Annotated in this window: 14 protein-coding genes; 5 read left to right on the top strand and 9 right to left on the bottom strand. The window is 45.7% G+C overall.

Annotated features, from left to right (window positions below; genetic code table 11):
* Nucleotides 1–25: 25 nt before the first annotated feature.
* Nucleotides 26–694 (top strand): thiamine diphosphokinase, encoded by a 669-nt coding sequence (locus tag NFI80_RS14915; protein WP_235166431.1) that lies wholly within the window; start codon nucleotides 26–28, stop codon nucleotides 692–694.
* Here the strand turns inward: NFI80_RS14915 and NFI80_RS14910 are convergent.
* From NFI80_RS14910 to NFI80_RS14875, 8 genes are all read right to left on the bottom strand, one after another.
* Entirely contained in the window at nucleotides 686–2,323 is a 1,638-nt protein-coding gene (locus NFI80_RS14910; protein WP_235166432.1) for a M1 family metallopeptidase, read from the bottom strand. The two genes, NFI80_RS14915 and NFI80_RS14910, sit on opposite strands and share 9 nt — an antisense overlap.
* A gap of 36 nt (nucleotides 2,324–2,359) precedes the next feature.
* On the bottom strand, nucleotides 2,360–3,340 hold the full coding sequence (locus tag NFI80_RS14905) for a Kelch repeat-containing protein (RefSeq protein ID WP_235157112.1): 981 nt from the start codon (nucleotides 3,338–3,340) through the stop codon (nucleotides 2,360–2,362).
* 141 nt (nucleotides 3,341–3,481) lie between these two features.
* Nucleotides 3,482–4,861: a glucoamylase family protein gene (locus NFI80_RS14900; protein WP_235166433.1), complete on the bottom strand. Its 1,380-nt coding sequence runs from the start codon at nucleotides 4,859–4,861 to the stop codon at nucleotides 3,482–3,484.
* Nucleotides 4,862–4,884: 23 nt separating this feature from the next.
* The gene (locus NFI80_RS14895; RefSeq protein ID WP_310587929.1) at nucleotides 4,885–6,231 is read right to left on the bottom strand and encodes a glucoamylase family protein; all 1,347 of its coding nucleotides are present in this window, start codon (nucleotides 6,229–6,231) and stop codon (nucleotides 4,885–4,887) included.
* A gap of 59 nt (nucleotides 6,232–6,290) precedes the next feature.
* Nucleotides 6,291–7,118: a LamG domain-containing protein gene (locus NFI80_RS14890; protein ID WP_235157115.1), complete on the bottom strand. Its 828-nt coding sequence runs from the start codon at nucleotides 7,116–7,118 to the stop codon at nucleotides 6,291–6,293.
* A 42-nt stretch (nucleotides 7,119–7,160) separates the two neighbouring features.
* Nucleotides 7,161–8,663 (bottom strand): RagB/SusD family nutrient uptake outer membrane protein, encoded by a 1,503-nt coding sequence (locus NFI80_RS14885; protein ID WP_235166434.1) that lies wholly within the window; start codon nucleotides 8,661–8,663, stop codon nucleotides 7,161–7,163.
* A 20-nt stretch (nucleotides 8,664–8,683) separates the two neighbouring features.
* On the bottom strand, nucleotides 8,684–11,698 hold the full coding sequence (locus tag NFI80_RS14880; RefSeq protein WP_235157119.1) for a SusC/RagA family TonB-linked outer membrane protein: 3,015 nt from the start codon (nucleotides 11,696–11,698) through the stop codon (nucleotides 8,684–8,686).
* Between the two features lie 169 nt (nucleotides 11,699–11,867).
* Complete coding sequence (locus NFI80_RS14875; RefSeq protein ID WP_235166435.1) at nucleotides 11,868–14,744, bottom strand: helix-turn-helix and ligand-binding sensor domain-containing protein; 2,877 nt, start codon at nucleotides 14,742–14,744, stop codon at nucleotides 11,868–11,870.
* 44 nt (nucleotides 14,745–14,788) lie between these two features.
* On the opposite strand from NFI80_RS14875, the gene NFI80_RS14870 reads away from it, so the two are divergent.
* Entirely contained in the window at nucleotides 14,789–16,165 is a 1,377-nt protein-coding gene (locus NFI80_RS14870) for a hypothetical protein (RefSeq protein WP_235166436.1), read from the top strand.
* Between the two features lie 126 nt (nucleotides 16,166–16,291).
* Here the strand turns inward: NFI80_RS14870 and mdh are convergent, their stop codons facing one another.
* Nucleotides 16,292–17,218 carry a malate dehydrogenase gene (gene mdh / locus NFI80_RS14865; protein ID WP_233795233.1) on the bottom strand — a complete coding sequence of 309 codons (927 nt, stop codon included), beginning with the start codon at nucleotides 17,216–17,218 and terminating at the stop codon, nucleotides 16,292–16,294.
* A 208-nt stretch (nucleotides 17,219–17,426) separates the two neighbouring features.
* On the opposite strand from mdh, the gene NFI80_RS14860 reads away from it, so the two are divergent.
* From NFI80_RS14860 to gatA, 3 genes are all read left to right on the top strand, one after another.
* Nucleotides 17,427–17,843, top strand: a complete 417-nt coding sequence (locus tag NFI80_RS14860; RefSeq protein WP_235166437.1) for a YkvA family protein — start codon at nucleotides 17,427–17,429, stop codon at nucleotides 17,841–17,843.
* A 69-nt stretch (nucleotides 17,844–17,912) separates the two neighbouring features.
* Nucleotides 17,913–18,113, top strand: coding sequence for a Sec-independent protein translocase subunit TatA/TatB (locus tag NFI80_RS14855; RefSeq protein ID WP_026631334.1), 201 nt, complete (start codon nucleotides 17,913–17,915; stop codon nucleotides 18,111–18,113).
* A gap of 92 nt (nucleotides 18,114–18,205) precedes the next feature.
* Nucleotides 18,206–19,663, top strand: a complete 1,458-nt coding sequence (gatA, locus tag NFI80_RS14850; protein ID WP_235166438.1) for an Asp-tRNA(Asn)/Glu-tRNA(Gln) amidotransferase subunit GatA — start codon at nucleotides 18,206–18,208, stop codon at nucleotides 19,661–19,663.
* The last annotated feature ends 270 nt before the right edge of the window (nucleotides 19,664–19,933 follow it).

Raw genomic sequence — 19,933 nt, 5'->3', positions numbered from 1 at the left:
CCTTGTTAAGAATAAATTGTAATTAATGTCATCTCACCATATTGTTAGGGAGAAGCAGGAGCCTGCTTTAATTATTGCTAACGGGGAAGCCTGTTCTCCCGAACTGTTGGGCCAATTGCTCGAATGGAGCCCATTCATTGTTGTTTTGGATCATGCCATTTACCGGGTCCTTGATTTGGGGATTAAAGTCGATGTGTGGATGGGTGACTTCGATCAGCAGCATGACTTTGATGCAATCTCCGCAAGACAACACCCGATTGAGATCATCAGTACACCCGATCAGGAGAAGACAGATTTAGAAAAGGCCATTGATTTTCTGATTGGCAGAGGTTTCCCGGCTGCTAACATTGTTTGGGCAACTGGTCGCCGGGCAGATCATGCCATCACTAACATTACTAATATGGTCCGCTACAAAGACCAGATCAGGTTAGTCATGTTTGATGATTATTCGAAGATTTTTCCGCTGTCCGGCACATTTGAAAAATGGTATGTTGCCGGAACACCCATTTCGTTGATTCCGGTCGGTGCAGTCGAAGGCATTGAAACTAGCGGATTGAAATACAATTTACATAACGAAACCCTGACTTTGGGCCATCGCACCGGAAACAGCAACGAGGCTGAGGTGGATGGAATGGTCAGGGTTTCGGCCAAAAAGGGAGACCTTTTGATTATGGAATGCTGGGATCTACATTGATGCCGGCTTCGTTTCTTTTGACTCTATATAAAAATTCTTGTCGACGATAAGCGTCTTGATGCCCTTCGTTTTAAGGCTTTGCCAGCTGCCGGTCGGATAAAGCAACTCGTCCTTTCCGCCCATTTTTACTTTAACTGGCATATCAAAGCCTTCTACAACATTGGCCCAGCGATATTGAAGCCCTTTATTTCCAAATGAATATTCAAAAACCGGGATCCGCGTATCACGCAGATACTGATCGAAAATCTTGCTAATGTTCCTACCCGCATGATCACTTACATAAGCCTCAATTTGTGACCCGTCGACAGTCTGATGATAAAATGTTTTATTCAAACCCCGGAGGATCTGACGCCATTTCTCATCATCATTCACAACCTGCCGGATCGTGTGCAACATGTTGCCACCTTTGTAATACATATCCCTTGACCCTTCCTTATTCACTCCATAGGTGCCAATAATGGGACTGTCATTAGCAATTAAAGCACGGGTTCCAATAACATAATCGGCACCGGCTTCTTTCCCGAAATAGAATTCCGTGTAAAGGTTTTCAGAATAGTTTGTGAAACTTTCATGGACCCACATATCGGCCACATCCTTATAAGTAATGTTGTTGGCAAACCATTCATGGCCGCTTTCATGAATGATAATAAAATCCCATTTCAAGCCCCAGCCCGAGTTGGACAGATCTTTACCCAGATAACCCATCTTATAACCATTGCCATAGGTTACGGAACTCTGGTGTTCCATACCGAGATACGGCACTTCAACCAGTTTGTAACCATCCTCATAAAATGGATAGGGCCCAAACCAATGTTCAAAAGCCTTCAACATCTTAGGCGCTTGCTTAAATTGCTCCTTCGCTTTTTCCAGATTTTGAGGCAGCACATAATAACTCAGTGCCAAATCTCCTTTTTCACCTTTGAATGTTTCTTTCCAGCTCACATAATTGGCCACATTCATATTTACACCATAATTGTTGATCGGATTTTGGACCGCCCAGTTGAATGTATGCGAATCATCATTGTTCTCTATAACCGACCTCAGGTTTCCATTTGAAACGTCCATCATGTTTTTGGGGACCGTGATGCTGATGAGCATGCTGTCGGGCTCGTCATACATGTGGTCTTTGCAAGGCCACCAGACGCTGGATCCCAGACCCTGGCAGGAAGTCGAAATGATGGTGTTTCCTTTTCCGTCCGGCACCCATTGCACGCCTCCGTCCCACGGCGGGCGTTTTGCTAATCTTGGCTTACCTGAATAAAACACTTCAATCGATTCCGTTTTTCCTGCTTCCTGCTTTTTAGTCAATGCAATAAAGAAAGCGTCTCCATCCCGCTTGTAAGTGAGCGACTCGCCATCCTGCGTGACCTTGGTAATTTGTAGCGGTTCCTGCAAGTCGATTTGCAGCGTTTGATACGGTTTGAGAACCTTGTAGACTACTTTTGTTGAGCCTGTTAATGTGCTGTCCTGGGCGTTGGGGCGCACACTTAAATGGTAATAAGTCAAGTCCCACCAAACCCTTTCAGGTGTTATCGAGCCTCTTAACGTGTCGGCGTGGGTGAATTTTGTGTTCTGGGCCCAACTGATGTTAGCAGCCAGCAGGAAGAAGCAAGCCAGTATTTTCCGCATCTAAAAAATGTTTTCTTATCGAGTTTAATTGCAATGTTATTTGTCCAGAACTTCCATGTCGTTCAGTTCCGGACCGCCGCCCCTGTTAGCTGATCCAGCCGCAATAAATATTTTCTTATTCAACGAAACAGCCTGCGTTCCATGGCGTCCCTGGTGCAAGGATGGCAGTTTTTCCCATTTTTGGGTTTGTGTATTGAAAGCTTCAACCTCCTTATGCGCCTCCACATGCGCGTCACTTTCTCCGCCGATAATCAGGATTTTGTTTCCGTAAACCACCGTCGTGTTGCCTGCTCTTAATGTTGGCAAATTATTAGACTCATCCAATGTCGACCATTTGCCCGTTTTGAAATCATATACATCCACTTCCTTGATCACCGTGTTCAAAACCTGGTTGATACGAGCGGTTGATAAGCGCCCGCCGGCAACATATAATTTATTTTCATAAACAGCCACTTGTACATGATCTCTTGGTCGGGGCGCATCGGGGAGTGTTTTCCAGGTGTTTGTAGCCGGGTCGAATTCGTCAAACCAGGTGACCTGTCCGTCCCAATGTCCATCCTGAATTCCGCAAACGAGATAGATTTTATCATTTAAAACAAAGGCCCCCGCGGCGCCGCGCAAACGATTTTCCGGAATGGCAGCGCCTTTTCGCCATTCATTTTTGATGGGATTAAAGATGTAAATGTTAGGAATTGGCGTTTCGTGTGGATAACCGCCTGTAAATGCGCCCAAAACGTAAATTTCATTCTTATAAGTAACAGCTTGAAAATGGCTCATTTCCAGCGGTGTCTCCTTCAAATGTGACCAGGAATCTTTTTTGAAGTCATATTCGTCAACGGGCTTCACGCCGCGGCCACCCAAAAGATAGAGTTTTCCATTCGCCGTTGCCATTGCATTTTCGTGCCTCTTTTCGGGAAGATTCTCGGGCTCGGAAACCTTCCATATCTGTGCATATGCAGGGAGGATAAGGAGGATTAAGGCAATCAGAAATATCGGGGTTCTTAATTTTGAGCTCATTTTATTCGCTTTTGATGTGGGTAAGGGATATTTTCTGAACAAATGCCTGGTCGGAAATATGCATCAAGGTACAAACATATTTTATAAAACAGAAAGACCAGCATAGGGCCGGTCTTTCTGTCAATTTTAGTAAATAAGGGGTTAATTTTTGCTGCTTATATCTAATGCAGGACTTTCAAAACCCAGTTTTTTGAGCCCGTTTTGAACATCGGGATCTTTCATAAACAATTTCCAGAGCAAGCCTGTCCTGTAATTTTCGATCATCACAATGATTGGTCCCTGGTCAATAGCCAGATGTGATTTGGCATACCAGTTCTGACTCTCATTGAATGCATCCGTAAACCCATATTCGCTCCAAATTTTATCACCCAAATCGTCATAGAAATGACGCAATGCTTTCATTGATTGTTCCGGCGTGTAAGGAAATGAAGAAAGCGCTGCGGTCGGTGTAATGGTGCCAAAATCGTTGGTCGGAGAATGTGCATTATAGCCGTTGTAGGTGTCACTCGCAGTCAGTCCCCAGCTGTTTTCCCCGTAACCTCTGAACTTGCCTGGATTGGCAACGCAATGTTTGTAATTAATCAGCGAGTGGTTCACATTCTGCTCCCAGTAATCGGCATACTGGTCTTTTAATTTCCTTGGATCAAGGCCCAGGAATGAATAATGTGCAAAGAAAAGCGGCCCGCCATAATCAAAACCCAGCGGAAGTTTCACGCCATAGTATTCCTTTCCATTTTTAAAATGATCGCTTTGTGCCCAGCATTTATTGTAAACCTGCGCAGTAATTGGGTAACGGGGCGAAGAGACAGCCATCACATATGTGATCAATGTCTCGTTATAACCCCTAAGCTCGAAATTCATGGCCCAGCCATTGTTTGGGCTCCAATGCCAGTAAAGTTGGTTGGGATTTCCTCTTGTATACCAATCCCACTCTGCCTCATTCCATATCCACTGAATGCGGTTCCGGAGATCTCTTTCCACATCGTTATCCCGGTCAAAATATTGCCTGGCGGCTAACATTCCCTGGAAAAGGAAGGAGCTTTCCACCAAATCGCCACCGTCATCCTTACGGCCAAACGGCACTATTTTGCCCGTTGCACCATTGAGCCAGTGCGGGAAAATGCCGTGGTAATGATCGGCTTTGGCTAAAAATTTCATCATTTTCACAAGTCTGGCCGAAATGGAATCTCGTGGCTGCCATCCTCTTTCCGCTGCAACGATCATGGCCATAATGCCAAATCCGGTTCCGCCGGTCGTTACCACTTCATCCCCATAATCGAAGGCAATGTTGCTCCGTTCGCGTGACATGCCGCTGACCGGGTGCCCGAATTCCCAGAAATAGCGAAATGTTTGTTTTTGTACTAATTCAAGTAATGCGGTGTCGGACAAGTTTTTAGGTCTGTCTGCCGGATTGAAAACCGCAGGTTTGGTAACATTATTTTTTTTCTTTTGGCCAAAACCGTCTATTGTAAGCAAGAGGAGAAGGCACATGCAGGTAAGGTAATAATGGGATATCTTCATGATTTCGTTGATTAAATAATTTACTAATTGAGGTTTGGACTGCTAAACCCCAATTTTTTCATCCCGGACTTAATTTCCGGCGCGCTCATAAAAAGCTTCCACGGAAGGCCACTCCGATGGTTTTCAATCATGATAATGATCGGCCCCTGATCGATAGCAAGATAGGAATCGGCTAACCATTGCTCTTTTATTGAAAATGAATCATAAAATCCATAGTCACCCCAAAGCTGATCGCCCAGTTTGTAATAAAAATATTTCAAAGCCTGCATGGACTCGTCGGGCGTATAGGGGAACGAGGAAAGTGCGGCTGTGGGCGCTATAACACTTTTGTCATTGGTTGGGGAATTGGCATTGTAGCCGTTTGGAATGTCGCAGGCGGTTAATCCCCAGCATCGGTCACTGTATCCGTAATCATTTGGATCTGCTTTACAGTAATTATAATTGATCAGGGCGTGCGCCTTATTCTGGGTAAAATAGTTGGTGTATTGATCTGTGAGCTCCGTTGGGTTCAATCCCAGAAAAGAATAATGCGAGAAGAAAAGCGGCCCGCCGGATGGCTCTCCAAGCGGAAGTGTAAGTCCGTAATACGAGCTTCCATTCACAAAACTGCCGTCATTGGTCCAGCCTTTGTCATAAACTATTTTAGGGATTGGATGTGTCGGCGACGAGGCGGCGAGCGCATATGTAATCAGGCATTCATTCCATCCTTTGATCTGATGGTTCATTTCCCACTGATAATCCGGGCTCCAATGCCAGTAAAGCACATTTTCGCTGCCTTTCCTGAACCAATCCCACTCAACCCCTTCCCAAATTGTGTTAATGTCTTTCCTCAAAGCCGTTTCAGCAGGCGTTGAGGCGGAAAAATACTGTCGCGCCGTCAGCAAGCCCTGAATCAGGAAAGAAGTTTCAACCAGATCAGCCCCATTGTCTTTTTGACTGAAAGGTACAGCAACGCCCGTTGCGCCATTGAGCCAATGTGAAAACGCGCCATGGAATTTCTGTGAGTTGTCTTTCAGGAATGTCACGATTTTCTGCATTCTTTCCAATCCTTGCTCCCGCGTGATAAACTGCCGCTCAATTGCGATCGGAATGGTCATTATGCCAAAGCCGCTTCCGCCCGAAGTGACCACATCGCCCGAAGAATTCCGCTCGCGGGCAAGTCCGCTGACCGGATGTCCAAAATCCCAGAAATACTTGAATGTTTGCTTCTGGACAAGGGTAAGGAGCTCATCGTCAGATATTATCGGAAATTTATCGGTCGAATCTACTGATTCGGGTGCGGTTACCGATCCGGACGAATTCTTTTTATCGCAACCGGATACAAAAAGTATAAGCAATAAAAATCCGTGCTTCAAAAAGCCTTTGGTCATAATAGCATCGGTTGAGAAAACAAACGGGAGTGAAGTCGTCGACTTCACTCCCGGCGACATTACATTTTCTTATTGTAGATTTCCGTGATCTCAGCGTCGTTCAGGGCTTTGGTGTAAACCCTGAACTGATCAAGCTTTCCGGTATAATGCAGCATCCACGCATCCGCAGGTGCTTTTATGCCAATGTGTTGCTGAAATCCGCCGATAACAAATTTTGAAGCATTGGTCATTTTCAATGGTCCCAAAGGCGCTTTGTCCTTCACAATGTTGGTAACAGACTCAGCGAGCGGTAATTTCTTCCCATCCACATAAGCAGCGAATTTCGAGGTCGTTCCATCATAAGTGTACGCAACGTGCTTCCATTTGCCATAAGCATTTGGCCATTTGTTCAGGCCGTTTGCATTTTTCGTTTGATCAAATGTGATCCAGTTTCCTGCAAAGTTGAATTTTACCAGCATCGAGTCGCTTTTGGAAGTATTCCCTTCAATAAGCATGAAGGTGTTACCCCAAAAGTCTTCCGTATTCGGCAGCATAAAGACACTTTGCGCGCCACCGTCATGTTTGGCCGTGTTCATCCAAAAAGCAATGGTAAAGCTTTCCATGGTTGCCAGCTTGCCGGCAGATGAATATTCAATTTGCCCGGTGGGAGAACCCTGATAAGCTTTCCCGCTGATTCCCTCTACATAGGAAACCCCGTTGGCGACGCCCCGGCTGCCCCAGATGCTATCCGTAGCAACGCCTTCAAAAGCCCACAGACGCTGTAAGGGACCATTCAATGACGGGTCGTCATCGGAAATCAAGACCAGCTCCGGCCTTTCAAAATTTTGGCAGGAAAAAATTGAAACGGCTAAACCAAGTATCCATAGCCGGGATGTTATATTTTTCATTTCAATGCGTTTAATGTTGATCAAAAAATAAGGGCTCGACTATCAATACTCAGGATTTTGCACAAGCACGCCACCCGATTTGTCAATTTCAGGACGTGGGATCGGCAGGTAGCGATGGCGGTTTTGGTAAAGATTTTTTCCGGCAGCATGCAAGACGTCTTCCGCAATTCCCCAGCGAACAATGTCAAAGAACCGCTCATTTTCCATCCCCAGCTCCACGCGTCTTTCCTGGCGGATCGCTGTTCTAAGCTGCGCCTGATTTCTAGTAACAACTTTTGGTAAAATCGCTGTATTCGTTCCACGAGCCCGGCCGCGAACCATTTCCAGCCAAGCCAGTGCATCCGTGATGTTTTGCTCGCCACCCACTTCGTTTGCAGCTTCGGCAGCCATCAGTAACACGTCGGCATAACGGATAACGCGTACATTCATCCATTGTCCAAAGCGGCTTGCGGTCGCTTCTCTCGTTGCTGGATTGGTGTATACTTTCTTGTTCCAGTAGGCTCTCGGAATGCTTGTTGTAGCAGGTGGCACACTCTCATTATAAGGGGTATTCACCTGACCTGAATAAAGCAGGGTGGCGTCTTTTCTTGGGTCACCTTTTTCAAATGCATCGGCTAGTGACTTGTTCGGCGTATTCCAGCCCCAGCCCAAATCCCAAGCTCCTGAACCTCTCACGCCCTGGTGCATTGCATTATCTATTCCTAACGAAGTTTGTGTAATGGAATAAAATGCCTGCAGCTCAAAAACCGACTCCGAATTATTCTCTCCGGTTTCCCTGAAATTGCTGGCATAATCACTCACCAACGAATATTTGCCGGATGTGATGACCTGTTTGGCAGCTGCCAGCGCAGCCGGCCAGTTTTTTCGCCAAAGGTGAGTCTTGGCATGCAATGCATGCGCCGCACCGCTGGTAAGTCTTCCAATGTATTTAGATTCCCACGTCACCGGCAGCAATGCAGAGGCTTCTGTCAGATCAGCATCAATGAGCGCGAAGATTTCGTTTACCGGGGACTTCGGGATATTCGCTTCTGATGATTCCCGGACTTTGAAGTCAATTTTTGGAACATCGCCGTAGGTTCTTGCCAGATTGAAGTAGGCATATGCGCGCATGAATTTCGCTTCTGCCTTATTAACCATTGTTCCCGCATCTTGCGCACCTACCGAATCAATGTCGGAAATAACTGCGTTTGCTGCAATGATCAACGCATAGTGGTCTGACCAATAGCTGTTTAGAAGCCATTCGTCTTGTGTATATTGGAAATTGTCATAGAAACTTTCCTGTGCAACGCCATCCGTTGTCGAGCTGCCTTTGTCGGCGTCATCTGACCGGAAATTATGGATGGCAAGATAAGGCATAGAGGAAACGCCGAAGGCACGCATTTTGGCATACACACCAAAAACCTGGCTGTCAAATGATCCTGCGGGAATGTCTTTTTCGACATATCGTCCCAAAGGCTCGCGATCCAGGAAGTCGCTGCAACCGGACAGAACCAGCAGGCCGAAAACCGTCAGGATAGAGATTTTATTTATGAATTCACTTTTCATATTTCAATGAGATAAGATTTTTAGAAATTCAGGTTGATGCCGAATGTGTAAATGACAGGCACAGGATAGGTTCCGTTGTCCACACCAAAAGCAGTAGTGTTACCGCCAATTTCGGGCGTAAATCCAGTGCTGTTCGTGAACGTTTTTAAGTTTTGCGCATTCACATACAAGCGCAGTGATTTCAGACGGAGACTTTTCAATGTCTGAGACGTGAAATTGTAACCAAGCTGTACATTTCTGATGCGGAAGAAACTGCCGTCTTCGATCCAGTATGACGAAGGAAGATAGTTATTGGCACGTGACGTGTTCAAAACAGGCTCCCAGTTTGAAGTGCCCGGCCCGTTCCAGCGGTCCATTCTTTCGGTTTGGTAATTGAATTGTGCGAATGTGCCACGGTTCCACTGACGGAAAATTTCATTTCCATAAACACCATTCAAATCAATACCCACATCAAAGCCTTTGTATTTCGCAGAAACGGAAGCGCCATAGGTGAAGTCAGGCGTTGGGTTCCCGATCAATGTCCGGTCCGCTTCTGTGATAGATCCGTCACCATTAACATCCTTGTATTTAATGTCGCCGGGTGAAACTTCTCCGATTGTACTGACAGGAGATTTGATGAATTCAGCCTCTGACTGGTAAATTCCGTCATGCACGTAACCCCAGAAATAACCGATCGGGAAGCCTTCCGTCGTCCGTGATGCACCGTTGATGATGTCATAGCCTTTGGTCGAAAGCTTCTGTACCTTGTTATTAATGGTAGTTAGGTTACCACTGATAGAGTAGGAGAAGTCGTCTGTTACATCCTGGTTCCAGGTTGCAGCAAATTCAAATCCATGGTTTCTAACCTCGCCGAGGTTGCTCAAACCGGGAATTGTGCCTGCGATTCCGGGCACAAGAACCAGAATGTCTTTTGTAAGTTTGTTGTAATAATTTGCTTCAACCGTCAAGCGATTTTTCAGCATATTAAACTCGACGCCGCCTTCGTAGGCAAGCACTTTTTCCCAGTGCAGGTTCGGATCGGCAATGTATTCGTTTTGAAGCCCGGCAACGATATTTTCTCCAAAAACACCCGAATTGGCCGCCGTAAGCGTAGGGTAGGCGGGATAGCGATACTTGTCATCGATATTCTGATTACCCAAAATCCCGTAAGAACCTTTCACTTTCAAGTAATCGAAAACACTTTGGTTTTTGAAAAAATCCTCCTCACTAACAACCCATCCTAAACCAACTGCGCCGAAATCCTGCCATCTGCCTTTGCCGAGAAAAGCGGAACTTCCGTCCCTCCGGTAAGAGGCGTTAACCAGATATTTTGATTTGTAGTTATAAAGGATACGTCCCAAATAGGATAATGTAGCTGATTCCCAGGCAGAACCGGAACCAGTCCTGGTTGCTGCATCACCCACATTATCTGTATACCAGAAACGCGGATCATTCGGAATGGCAAAGCTGCTTCCTTGTCTTACTGTGGAGGCCGTTTCTTCAAAGCTTCGGTAATAAGTCGTTATACCACCCAAAACAGTCAGGTCGTGGTCGCCGAATGCCTTTTTGTAGGTTAGCAGATAGTCTTGTTGGAGTTTTGGGAAAATGTTTTGCTTTTGGTTCACAACGGTCTGTCTGACAACGGCATCCGTTTTGTCCTCACCTACGATCTCGGGATTATATGTGTTTACCAGCGGCTGGTAGTTGCGAATGGTGTTGAAGCCATAATCCGCATATAAAGAAGCCCTGAATGTGAAATCTTTCAGGAAAGTAAGTTCTCCATAAATGCTTCCGACTGCGCGATATTCTCTTAAAATCTCCGTGCGTTTCTGCAATTCAACATCTACAAGCGGATTATTCACCTGTGCACGCTGAAAATCAGGCAATGTGTGATAGAGGCCATATTGGTCATTGAACACCGGTGCAATTGGTGCAGCCAGGATCGCGCCGCCTACATTCTTCTTTTTATCGCCAAATGGCGTAGCGCGGTAGCCGCTGAACGTTAGCCCGAATTTCAGGTTTTTGTTGACTTGAAGTTCGTCGTTAATGTTCAGAGTCAGTTTTCCGTATTTTTCGTGCTTGATATTTCCTTCTTCCTGCACCGTTCCGATGCCCATATAGAAGCGGTTCTTCTCTGTGGCGCCGGATATGCTGATGTTATTGTAGTTCAAAAAGCCGCTCTGGAAGATCTGATCCTGCCAATCGGTGTCGCCCGTCCAGTTTGTGTAGTTGTATGGCGCGCTACCCTGATTTGCAAGCTGTTCATTATAAAGCTCTTTGAATTGGGCCGCATTGGTCATGCTAATGCGGTCGGCAACTTGCTTGAAGCCTACGGATGAGTTGAAATTAACATTCAATTGCCCCGCCTTAGCTTTTTTCGTGGTTACAGCAATGGCACCGTTAGCGCCCCTTACCCCGAAAATAGCCAGTGATGACGGGTCTTTTAGAACCTCAATGGACTCGATATCAGCAGGGTTAATAAAGTTAATGTTATCATTCAAAATCCCGTCCACGATGTAAACAGGCTTTACACCATTAATAGAGTTCGTTCCCCTGATCCGCACATCCGGTTCTTCGCCGGGGCGGCCTGAATTCACAACGGACAAACCGGCTACTTTTCCTTGCAGTGAAGTGATTGGGTTAGCAGAAGGCTTATCGGCGATTTCAGCGCCTTTGATCGTTACAATGGATCCGGTCAGGTCCCTTTTACTGGCTGTACCATATCCGATCACAACAACTTCACCCAGTGCCTTTGCATCTTCTACCAATGCCACATTAATGGTCGTTTGTGTGCCAACCGTAACTTCCTGCGCCGTCATACCGATCATTGAAAAGACCAGGACCGATTGAGCAGATGGAACTGAAATAGCGTAATTCCCCTCGGCATCGGTCGGCACTCCTGTGGTTGTTCCTTTGATGAGAACACTGGCCCCGGGAAGAATGGAGCCGTCAGAACTTGACGTGACTTTTCCTGACACACTAATTTCCTGACCATAGCTGATGAGGCTGACGGACAGGAAAACCATCATGTACAGTAATCGTACAATAGTTTTCATTTAGGTTATAATTTGGTCGATTGAATTATTATAAGATTTAATTGTCTTCAAATTTAAGTTCCAAGACAACCAGTAATCAAATAAAGCACTACATCACCACTACATCAATGAGAATAATGCAAGGATTTGTGCCGGTAAATTGGGTTTGTGAAGGATTAGTACAATGTGGCTAGATATCCATCATGAACTGAACGAGATTGCCATCCGTACCTAATCCCAATTTTTTGCGTAGCCGGTAGCGCTTTATTTCCACACCCCGGATTGAAATTCCCAGAACAGGCGCCATCTCTTTGGTCGAAAGATTCATGCGAAGGCACGCCGCCAGCCGGAGCTCAGAGGGGGAAATTGTGGGAGCGATTTGACGTAGGCGCTTAAAGAATTGTTCATGGACTTCGTCGAAATTTTGTTCGAAAAGCATCCAGTCGTCCTTTCCGGCTACATTTCGCTCAATGCTATTCAATAGTTTCTGATAATGAATGTTCGGGAGCTGCTGGCCCATTTCGGCTTTAACTTGCTTTAATTCATCCCGTATTTCTTCCAGAATTTCATTTTTCCGTACAACATTAATGGCAATGTTGCTGAGCTGCTGGCTTTTACCTTGAATGTCGCTCTGCAATTTCTCATTCTGGATCTGCATGATTTGCCTTTCGTTAGCAAGCTGTTGCTGGCGGAGTTTCTCTTCCTGCTCCCGCATAAGCCTGTTCCGATGCCGGCGCAAGCGTTCTTCCTGGTAAAGGATCAGCCCTACAAATACGAGCCCTATTAATGCTATGAAAACGATCTTGGCGATTAATGTCTCGCGCCAGTAAGGCTGAACACTGAACTGATATGCTGTAACACGATCATTCAGGTTGCTTTTTACTTCAAATGTGTATCTCGTGGATTCGAGATTTGTAAACTCCACAAAATTCTGGTCTGTCCATTCCGACCATTGATCCGACAGTCCGCGAAGGCGGTATTTATATTGTGTGCTCTGCCCATACACCGGCAACGCAAAATTGATCCGTAACGAGCGCACATTAGAAGGAAGCGCGGGCTTTCCCAAAATGCTGAATGATTGCGACAAATTCCTGAGGTTAGCAACCTTTCTGACGATGGGCGAAGCTGGCGGCTCAACGTTTTTTGCGCCGGAAGTTCTGTTATAAAGCGCATAGCCATTGTCCAGACAGAAGAAATAATAGTCCTTAGAGACTGGAATAATGGTTTCACTGTTGCGGATCAGCGCCAGCGGCAGGTTGTGGACCTGGTTATCCGAAGCGTAATATGTGATCCGGTTAATGAACACTTTGAACCAATCACCATTCACGCCTGTGCGGATCTTGAATGCTTCGTCTTCACTATGCTGCGCGAAATCAGTGGAGACCTGCAATTTGTCGTTCGCATCAGGTTGCAGGAAAACGGAGCCAGAACGAACATATAAGCGCTTTCTCCATTTCATGATCTCCACTGCGAATTCACCGGGCAAATCGGCAGGCGCCTTGAATTCTTTCCACTGATAAGCGGAATCCAGCGCGGGCGTAAGTTTAGCCATAAATAAACCTCTGTATGCATGTCCGAGCCAGAAAGCGCCTTTTTCGTCCCGGACGATCTGCCTGACCGGAATCGGGGAGATGCCTTTAATGGGATATGCATAGGCCCATTGCTGGCTACTGTTCTTTTTGTAAACATGCAATCCATTGTAAGAACCTTGCAATAAAAGCGATTCCTGACCGGATTGAATGGGCAGCATCACCCAACCGCCCGTAATGTTGGAAAGCTTAGTAATGCCTTGTTCATTAATGCGGTAAGTTGCATCGTTATGCCCGCAAAGGAGCTGGTCATCAAAAACTTGCAGGTTCCAGGTCTGGCCTTCCAGGCCGGGAACTGGCTGGAAAGGCTCGTTAGAAAGCCATTTTTTTACAAAAACACCCTTATTGGAGCCCACATATAATTTTCCCCGCCAGATGGCAGCAGCATACGTTGAACCGAGCGGATTATCATTGGTCTGGTAGGAAATGACGGGTGACGACATTTTGAGCATATCAATTCCCTGATCCAGACCGATCCAAAGTTGATTGCGGCGGTCCTCCGTCAATGCCAGAACGGTGTTGTTTTGAAGGCCGGTATCTTTGTTGAAATGATATTTCAGCTTGCCATTTTTCTCAATTACATAAACGCCCGATTGAATTGTGCCGAAAACAAGGCTGCTGTCCTGTCTGAGCATTACTGCCCTGTTGATAATGTTTGTTTTAAGTTCTTCCGAAAGCGGAATTTTCCAGGGACTAAGCAAGCCATCTTTCCACAAAAACAAGCCGTGTTTGAATGTCGTGATCAGGATCTGGCCATTCGAGAATGGTAATATGGCTGAAACGATCACAGCCGAAAGTGGTTCCGTACCGGCCAGCTTTTCAAATTTCTTGCCTCTCAATTCATAAATCCCTTTACCTATTGTTGGTAGGAACAGCCGGTTTTGTACAAATCTTAAAAACATGAAATTTCCCGGCGTGCTCAACTCCGTAATGTTCTGACCATCGTACCGGTAAATCCTTGAAAAGGATTGGAAGTAAATGTGTGTAGGCGTTTTGGTAATGTGCCAGATCTCTTCTGTTTTCAGGCTGGCGAAGTTGGCGCTCTTGCTGAGAGAGTGATATTTCAGCTGGCCATCGAATTCTTTTTTCCAATAACCAAACTCTGAAAAGCCACCGACATAGATCCGCTGTTCTTTTGGACTATTTTGTTTGAAAACTTTGCCCATAAGCATGTTCGGAACGGTTTCATCGCAGAGCACAGTCCGCACTATCTGTCTGTCGGGCAACGGATAGAGCTTCCATGCAGCGCCATCGTATTCCATAAGGCCATCCGAATTGGCCGCATAAATGATCTGATCGGAAGTCTGGTCAATGGCCCAATTCTGATTGTGCGCCTTGTAAATTGCCGACGAATAGTTGATCAGAGGCGGGGTTTCCTGGGCCTTTGCGGCGAATATGATTGCAAAAAAAAGGAGTAAAGCCGTCCACAATGCAGCCTTATGATTTTTAGTTAAATATAAAAAAGGGTAGTGTGTCATCTTTTTAACGTGCTATTCGCTATTGGAAACTATAACGTCAATTAATGAAAAAAGTACTCTCTCTCATCTTGCTCAGCGCGTCCGTAACCACGGCGCAAGTAAAGCCAACCGACGACAATACAAGGAACGATATCCGCTACAATCTTAATGATTCCGGCTCACATTACGTCAAATTCACTTTCACCAACCAAACCTGGCTCCGGTTCGACGAAAGCAACCCCGGAACCACCGTTTTAGGCGATCCCAAATCCAACACATTCGACATTGGCCTGCGCCGGACGCGTGTGCAGCTTTTCGGCCAGATTACCGACCGGATATTTTTCTACACGCAGTTTGGAATGAACAATTTTAATAAAGTGAGCGCATTCCCGGCCTATAATAATGCAGGAACACCCAGCAACCGGAAAATTGCCGCTTTCTTCCATGATGCTTTGGGAGAATATGAAGTGCAGCGAAAGGGCACCAACTTCATCCGTTTCGGTGGCGGGCTGACCGTTGTGAATGGTCTTTCCCGTTTTTCCCAGCCAAGCATCGGGACCATCATGACCATGGATGTTCCTGTTTTCGCGCAGGCAACAGTGGATCAAACGGATCAGTTTGCGAGGAAACTTAGCGTTTACAGCCGAGGGCAGATCGGCAAGTTGAATTACCGCGTAGATGTGGCGGATCCGTTTCCTATCGAAACCAATGGTGCCGTTCCGCCAGCTCTGGGCTTGAATTCCGTTTTTGCACAACGTAAAAACCACAAGCAGTTCCAGGGTTTATTAATTTATAACATATTTGACACAGAAGACAACACCACACCGGGATATATGACCGGGACATACCTCGGCAAGCGCAAAGTTCTGAACATTGAAGCGGGTATTATTTCTCAAAAGAATGCGACGTGGCGCCGGGAAAACGCGGATACAGTTTACAATAACATGACGCTGTGGTCTGTGGCCGCATTTATGGATATGCCTTTGAATAAAGATAAAGGAACGGCGGTTTCGGCATATCTGGGCTATTTTAATACGGATTATGGCAAAGGTTACCTGCGTTACAATGGGATTATGAACCCTGCAACGGGCACAACACAGGCCATTCCGGGCGTGGGCGCTACGCATGGCAATGCTTATCCGATGTTTGGGACAGGGAGCGTCGTGTATGCGCAGGCAGGATATAAATTTAGGGATGGATTACTGGGAAGTCAGGGCACATTAATGCCGTATGCTTCCCTGCAACATTCTGATTATGAACGTTTGCAGGATGCTTTGAACGTATATAATGTTGGTGTAAACTGGCTTATCAAAGGACATACCGGCAAAATCTCACTCAACTACGAAAACCGGCCGGTTTACCAAGCCAGCACGGTTGCCAACGAGCTCGCTGCGTGCACGCGCAGAGGAACATTCGTGCTGCAATATCAGATCTCCATCTAATGTGTCTCAAATAAAAAAATGTCATCAATGCAGAAACCCAATCCCCGCATTGATGACATCCCCAAAAAAATTACCCGTCATCTCAAGATGACGGAAATGCCAAAAAATATTATTTATTTTTTGGCATTATAAATTTAATGCTCCGTTCATGGATCTAACTGCCTCTGCTGATTTTTCAAAAGCAGCTTTTTCTGAATCGGTTAGTTCGAGCGGGATGATCTTTTCCCAGCCTTTTCTACCTAAAACAACAGGCACGCCCATACAGATATCATTCTGGCCATATTCGCCTTCCAGGTAAACGCTGCATGGAACAATGCGTTTTTGGTCGCGCACGATGCTTTCAACCAAAAGCAATGTTGCTGCACCCGGCGCGTACCATGCCGAAGTTCCGATCAGCTTGGTCAATGTTGCGCCGCCTACCATCGTGTCAGCTGCCACTTTTTCCAGTTCGTCAGTAGAAAGGAAATTGCTTACCGGAAGACCATTGTAAGTCGCCAGCCTTGTCAGCGGGATCATTGTGGTATCGCCGTGACCACCGATCACCATTCCGTGGATATCCAGCGGAGAAACGTTCATGGCTAATGCCAGATACGTTTTGAAACGTGCGCTATCCAGAGCACCGCCCATTCCGATCAGTTTTTCTTTTGCTATGCCCGATTCTTTCAGTGCCAGGTAAGTCATTGTATCCATAGGGTTGGAAACAACGATGATGATGGCATCAGGCGAATATTTTAGAATATTTTCAGTAACTCCTTTTACGATTCCTGCATTGATTCCGATCAGCTCTTCACGTGTCATACCAGGCTTGCGCGGCAGGCCGGAAGTGATTACAACGACATCAGAACCCTTGGTTTTTTCATAGTCGTTGGTTGATCCTACGGGTTTGGTATTGAAGCCCAGCAAAGCTGCTGTCTGGTACATATCCAGTGATTTTCCTTCGCTTACGCCTTCTTTTATATCCAGTAGAACGACCTCCTCAGCCAACTCACGACGAATAATATTATCGGCAGTAGTTGCACCAACGGCGCCTGCTCCCACAACAGTAATCTTCATAAAGAAATATGGTTAATTGTATAGAAATTAATGCTTTTTAAATTTTCTCCTAAAAGTAGGACACATAATTTGTTTAAACCAAGCGGAATGTAATTTTTTGCCGGAAAAGTCCGGGGCTCGATCCGAAATGCAATTTTTTACGTATCTTAATAGTTATATCGGCATTATTAACCACTTTTTCTTGCTGTATACGATGAGCAACGAGTCAATGATATCTAGAATATTAAAGTCAATTTTTTTCAAGAGGGCAACCGGAAAGGCTGGCCGTTATGTGCACAATTCAGCGCGGCTGTTTGAACTTGCGAAGGATGTAATGGGCAAAATGAATCAGGTTGGGTTCAAAGGCGGCCTGGCCGAAGTGGCCGGCAGCGTTCAAGTCCTCATCAGGATGGTGCGAGCTTACGCTTCCGGAGAATATAAGGGCTTGCCATGGAAAAGTCTAATTTCGGTGGTTGCGGTGCTAATCTATTTTGTATCACCTATTGACCTGATTCCTGACTTTCTGCCCGTAATTGGCATCGCAGACGACGTCGCATTGATCGCTTGGCTGATCAAGACACTGGGCAGTGATATTGCAAAATTCAGCCAGTGGGAAAAGAGTGAAAAAACGATTAACATAGGATAAAACAGAACCGTTTAGTAGTTTCTGTAGAAAAGAATTTTTATTTTTGTAAACATTAAAAAAGAAACAGACATGGAATCAGTAACCGTTTTGGCATTTATGGGATTAGGTGGACAAGAGATCTTTTTGGTTGCCTTGTTCGTTTTACTATTCTTCGGTGCGAAGAAAATTCCTGAGTTGATGCGCGGTTTGGGGCAGGGTATCAATGAATTCAAGAACGCTACTAAAGACGTTAAGGAAAATATTGAAAAAAGCATGGAAGACCCCAAATAACGCTTCCATCTTATTGAAAGTTATAACACAGAGCCTCTAAGGTATACTTATTGGCTCTGATTCTTTATTTACAACCCCACAAAGAAATTACATTGAAAGAGTATCTGACGCTGGCCGGGATTCAGGAAGATTTGCGTGGAGGCAATTTGACGTGCGTCGAGTTAGTGAGTCATTATTTGCAGAATATAGAGGCTAATCAACACCTGAATGCATTCGTTGAAGTTTATGCGGATGAAGCCAGGAAAGCAGCCATTGCCGTTGATGAAAAATTGGCCAGCGGAACTGCCGGAAGGCTAGCCGGAATGGTGATCGGACTCAAAGATGTGCTTTCGCACAAAGGACACGGTTTACAAGCCGCCAGTCAAATCCTCAATACATACATTGCTCCTTATACTGCAACGGCGGTTCAGCGATTGCTGGATGAAGACGCTATTGTGATAGGCCGGCAAAACTGCGATGAATTCGCAATGGGTTCGTCCAATGAAAATTCATCATTCGGGCCGGTTTTAAATGCTGCGGATAACACCAAAGTTCCGGGCGGTTCTTCCGGCGGTTCTGCGGTGGCGGTGCAAGCTGGCCTTTGCCACGCGTCTCTCGGAAGTGATACGGGCGGTTCTGTAAGGCAACCCGCAGCTTTTTGCGGTGTTGTGGGCGTAAAGCCATCTTATGGCCGGATTTCCAGGTATGGTCTTATCGCCTATGCATCGTCTTTCGACTGCATCGGCCCCATTACCAAAAGTGTTGAAGACGCCGCGTTGCTGATCGAAATCATGGCTGGTCCGGATAATTTTGACAGCACGGTTTCTAACAAAGAAGTGCCTGCATATTCCAAAAATCTGGAATGGTCCGGCAAAGCCAGGGTCGGTTATATCCGGGAGAGTGTTGAAAGCGAGGCGATTTCTTTGGAAATCCGGCAGCAAACGCTGGAAGTGCTGAACCGTCTGCGCGCCGAAGGGCACGAAGTAACGCCGGTAGAAATTCCATTGCTCGATTCACTGCTGCCTACTTATTATATATTGACAACGGCCGAAGCCAGTTCTAATTTATCCCGCTTCGACGGTGTCCGTTATGGTCACAGAAGTGCGGAAGCGACGGATCTGGAAAGCTTGTATAAAAAGACACGCACGGAAGCTTTTGGTGAAGAGGTGAGGAGAAGGATACTATTGGGTACTTTTGTTCTGAGCGCAAATTATTATGACGCATACTATACCAAAGCGCAACGCGTTAGAAGATTGGTGCAGGAGGAAACGAACCGGTTCTTCGATCAGTTTGATTTTCTGATCACGCCGGTAACGCCAACTACCGCTTTTACAATTGGTGAAAAAACCGAAGATCCGTTACAAATGTATCTCGCTGATATTTTTACAGTGCAGGCAAATGTGGTTGGGAATCCGGCTGTTGCGATCCCTAACGGGCTGGACGAAAACGGGATGCCTATTGGAATTCAGATAATGGCTCCTTATTTTGGTGAGTTGAAAATGCTGGCTTTTGCCAATTATTTAACCGATTTGAATAAAAATTCGGCATTGAGATCGGATACAAATCATTGAGAATCAAGTAAATGCTTTTGCATTTTTTTTATTTTCACATTTGTTAAGCATTGTTTGTATCTGTATCCATGTTAAGTAGTAAAAAATCGTGCCGGGATAACAGGCGATTTGAGATTTGTTGTTCCGAAGCGAAATTTTGTGAGTAAAGCGTAAAATGTATTAGAGATTATTCTAGTTCATCAGGCAGATTTTCAGAACGTTGAAAATCTTAACAAGGAAATTTTATTTGTAACAGTTGATTTACAAATAGTAGCCATTGAAAACCGGGAA

It is taken from the genome of Dyadobacter chenhuakuii, from assembly GCF_023821985.2.
In the GTDB taxonomy this organism is placed as follows: domain Bacteria; phylum Bacteroidota; class Bacteroidia; order Cytophagales; family Spirosomataceae; genus Dyadobacter; species Dyadobacter chenhuakuii.
This window is presented reverse-complemented; position numbering and strand designations above follow the sequence as displayed.

Bases quoted from the DNA above. Each gene is read 5' to 3' on its own strand.
- NFI80_RS14915 (WP_235166431.1), top strand. From the start codon at position 26: ATGTCATCTCACCATATTGTTAGGGAGAAGCAGGAGCCTGCTTTAATT.
- NFI80_RS14910 (WP_235166432.1), bottom strand. From the start codon at position 2,323: ATGCGGAAAATACTGGCTTGCTTCTTCCTGCTGGCTGCTAACATCAGT.
- NFI80_RS14905 (WP_235157112.1), bottom strand. From the start codon at position 3,340: ATGAGCTCAAAATTAAGAACCCCGATATTTCTGATTGCCTTAATCCTC.
- NFI80_RS14900 (WP_235166433.1), bottom strand. From the start codon at position 4,861: ATGAAGATATCCCATTATTACCTTACCTGCATGTGCCTTCTCCTCTTG.
- NFI80_RS14895 (WP_310587929.1), bottom strand. From the start codon at position 6,231: ATGACCAAAGGCTTTTTGAAGCACGGATTTTTATTGCTTATACTTTTT.
- NFI80_RS14890 (WP_235157115.1), bottom strand. From the start codon at position 7,118: ATGAAAAATATAACATCCCGGCTATGGATACTTGGTTTAGCCGTTTCA.
- NFI80_RS14885 (WP_235166434.1), bottom strand. From the start codon at position 8,663: ATGAAAAGTGAATTCATAAATAAAATCTCTATCCTGACGGTTTTCGGC.
- NFI80_RS14880 (WP_235157119.1), bottom strand. From the start codon at position 11,698: ATGAAAACTATTGTACGATTACTGTACATGATGGTTTTCCTGTCCGTC.
- NFI80_RS14875 (WP_235166435.1), bottom strand. From the start codon at position 14,744: ATGACACACTACCCTTTTTTATATTTAACTAAAAATCATAAGGCTGCA.
- NFI80_RS14870 (WP_235166436.1), top strand. From the start codon at position 14,789: ATGAAAAAAGTACTCTCTCTCATCTTGCTCAGCGCGTCCGTAACCACG.
- mdh (WP_233795233.1), bottom strand. From the start codon at position 17,218: ATGAAGATTACTGTTGTGGGAGCAGGCGCCGTTGGTGCAACTACTGCC.
- NFI80_RS14860 (WP_235166437.1), top strand. From the start codon at position 17,427: ATGATATCTAGAATATTAAAGTCAATTTTTTTCAAGAGGGCAACCGGA.
- NFI80_RS14855 (WP_026631334.1), top strand. From the start codon at position 17,913: ATGGAATCAGTAACCGTTTTGGCATTTATGGGATTAGGTGGACAAGAG.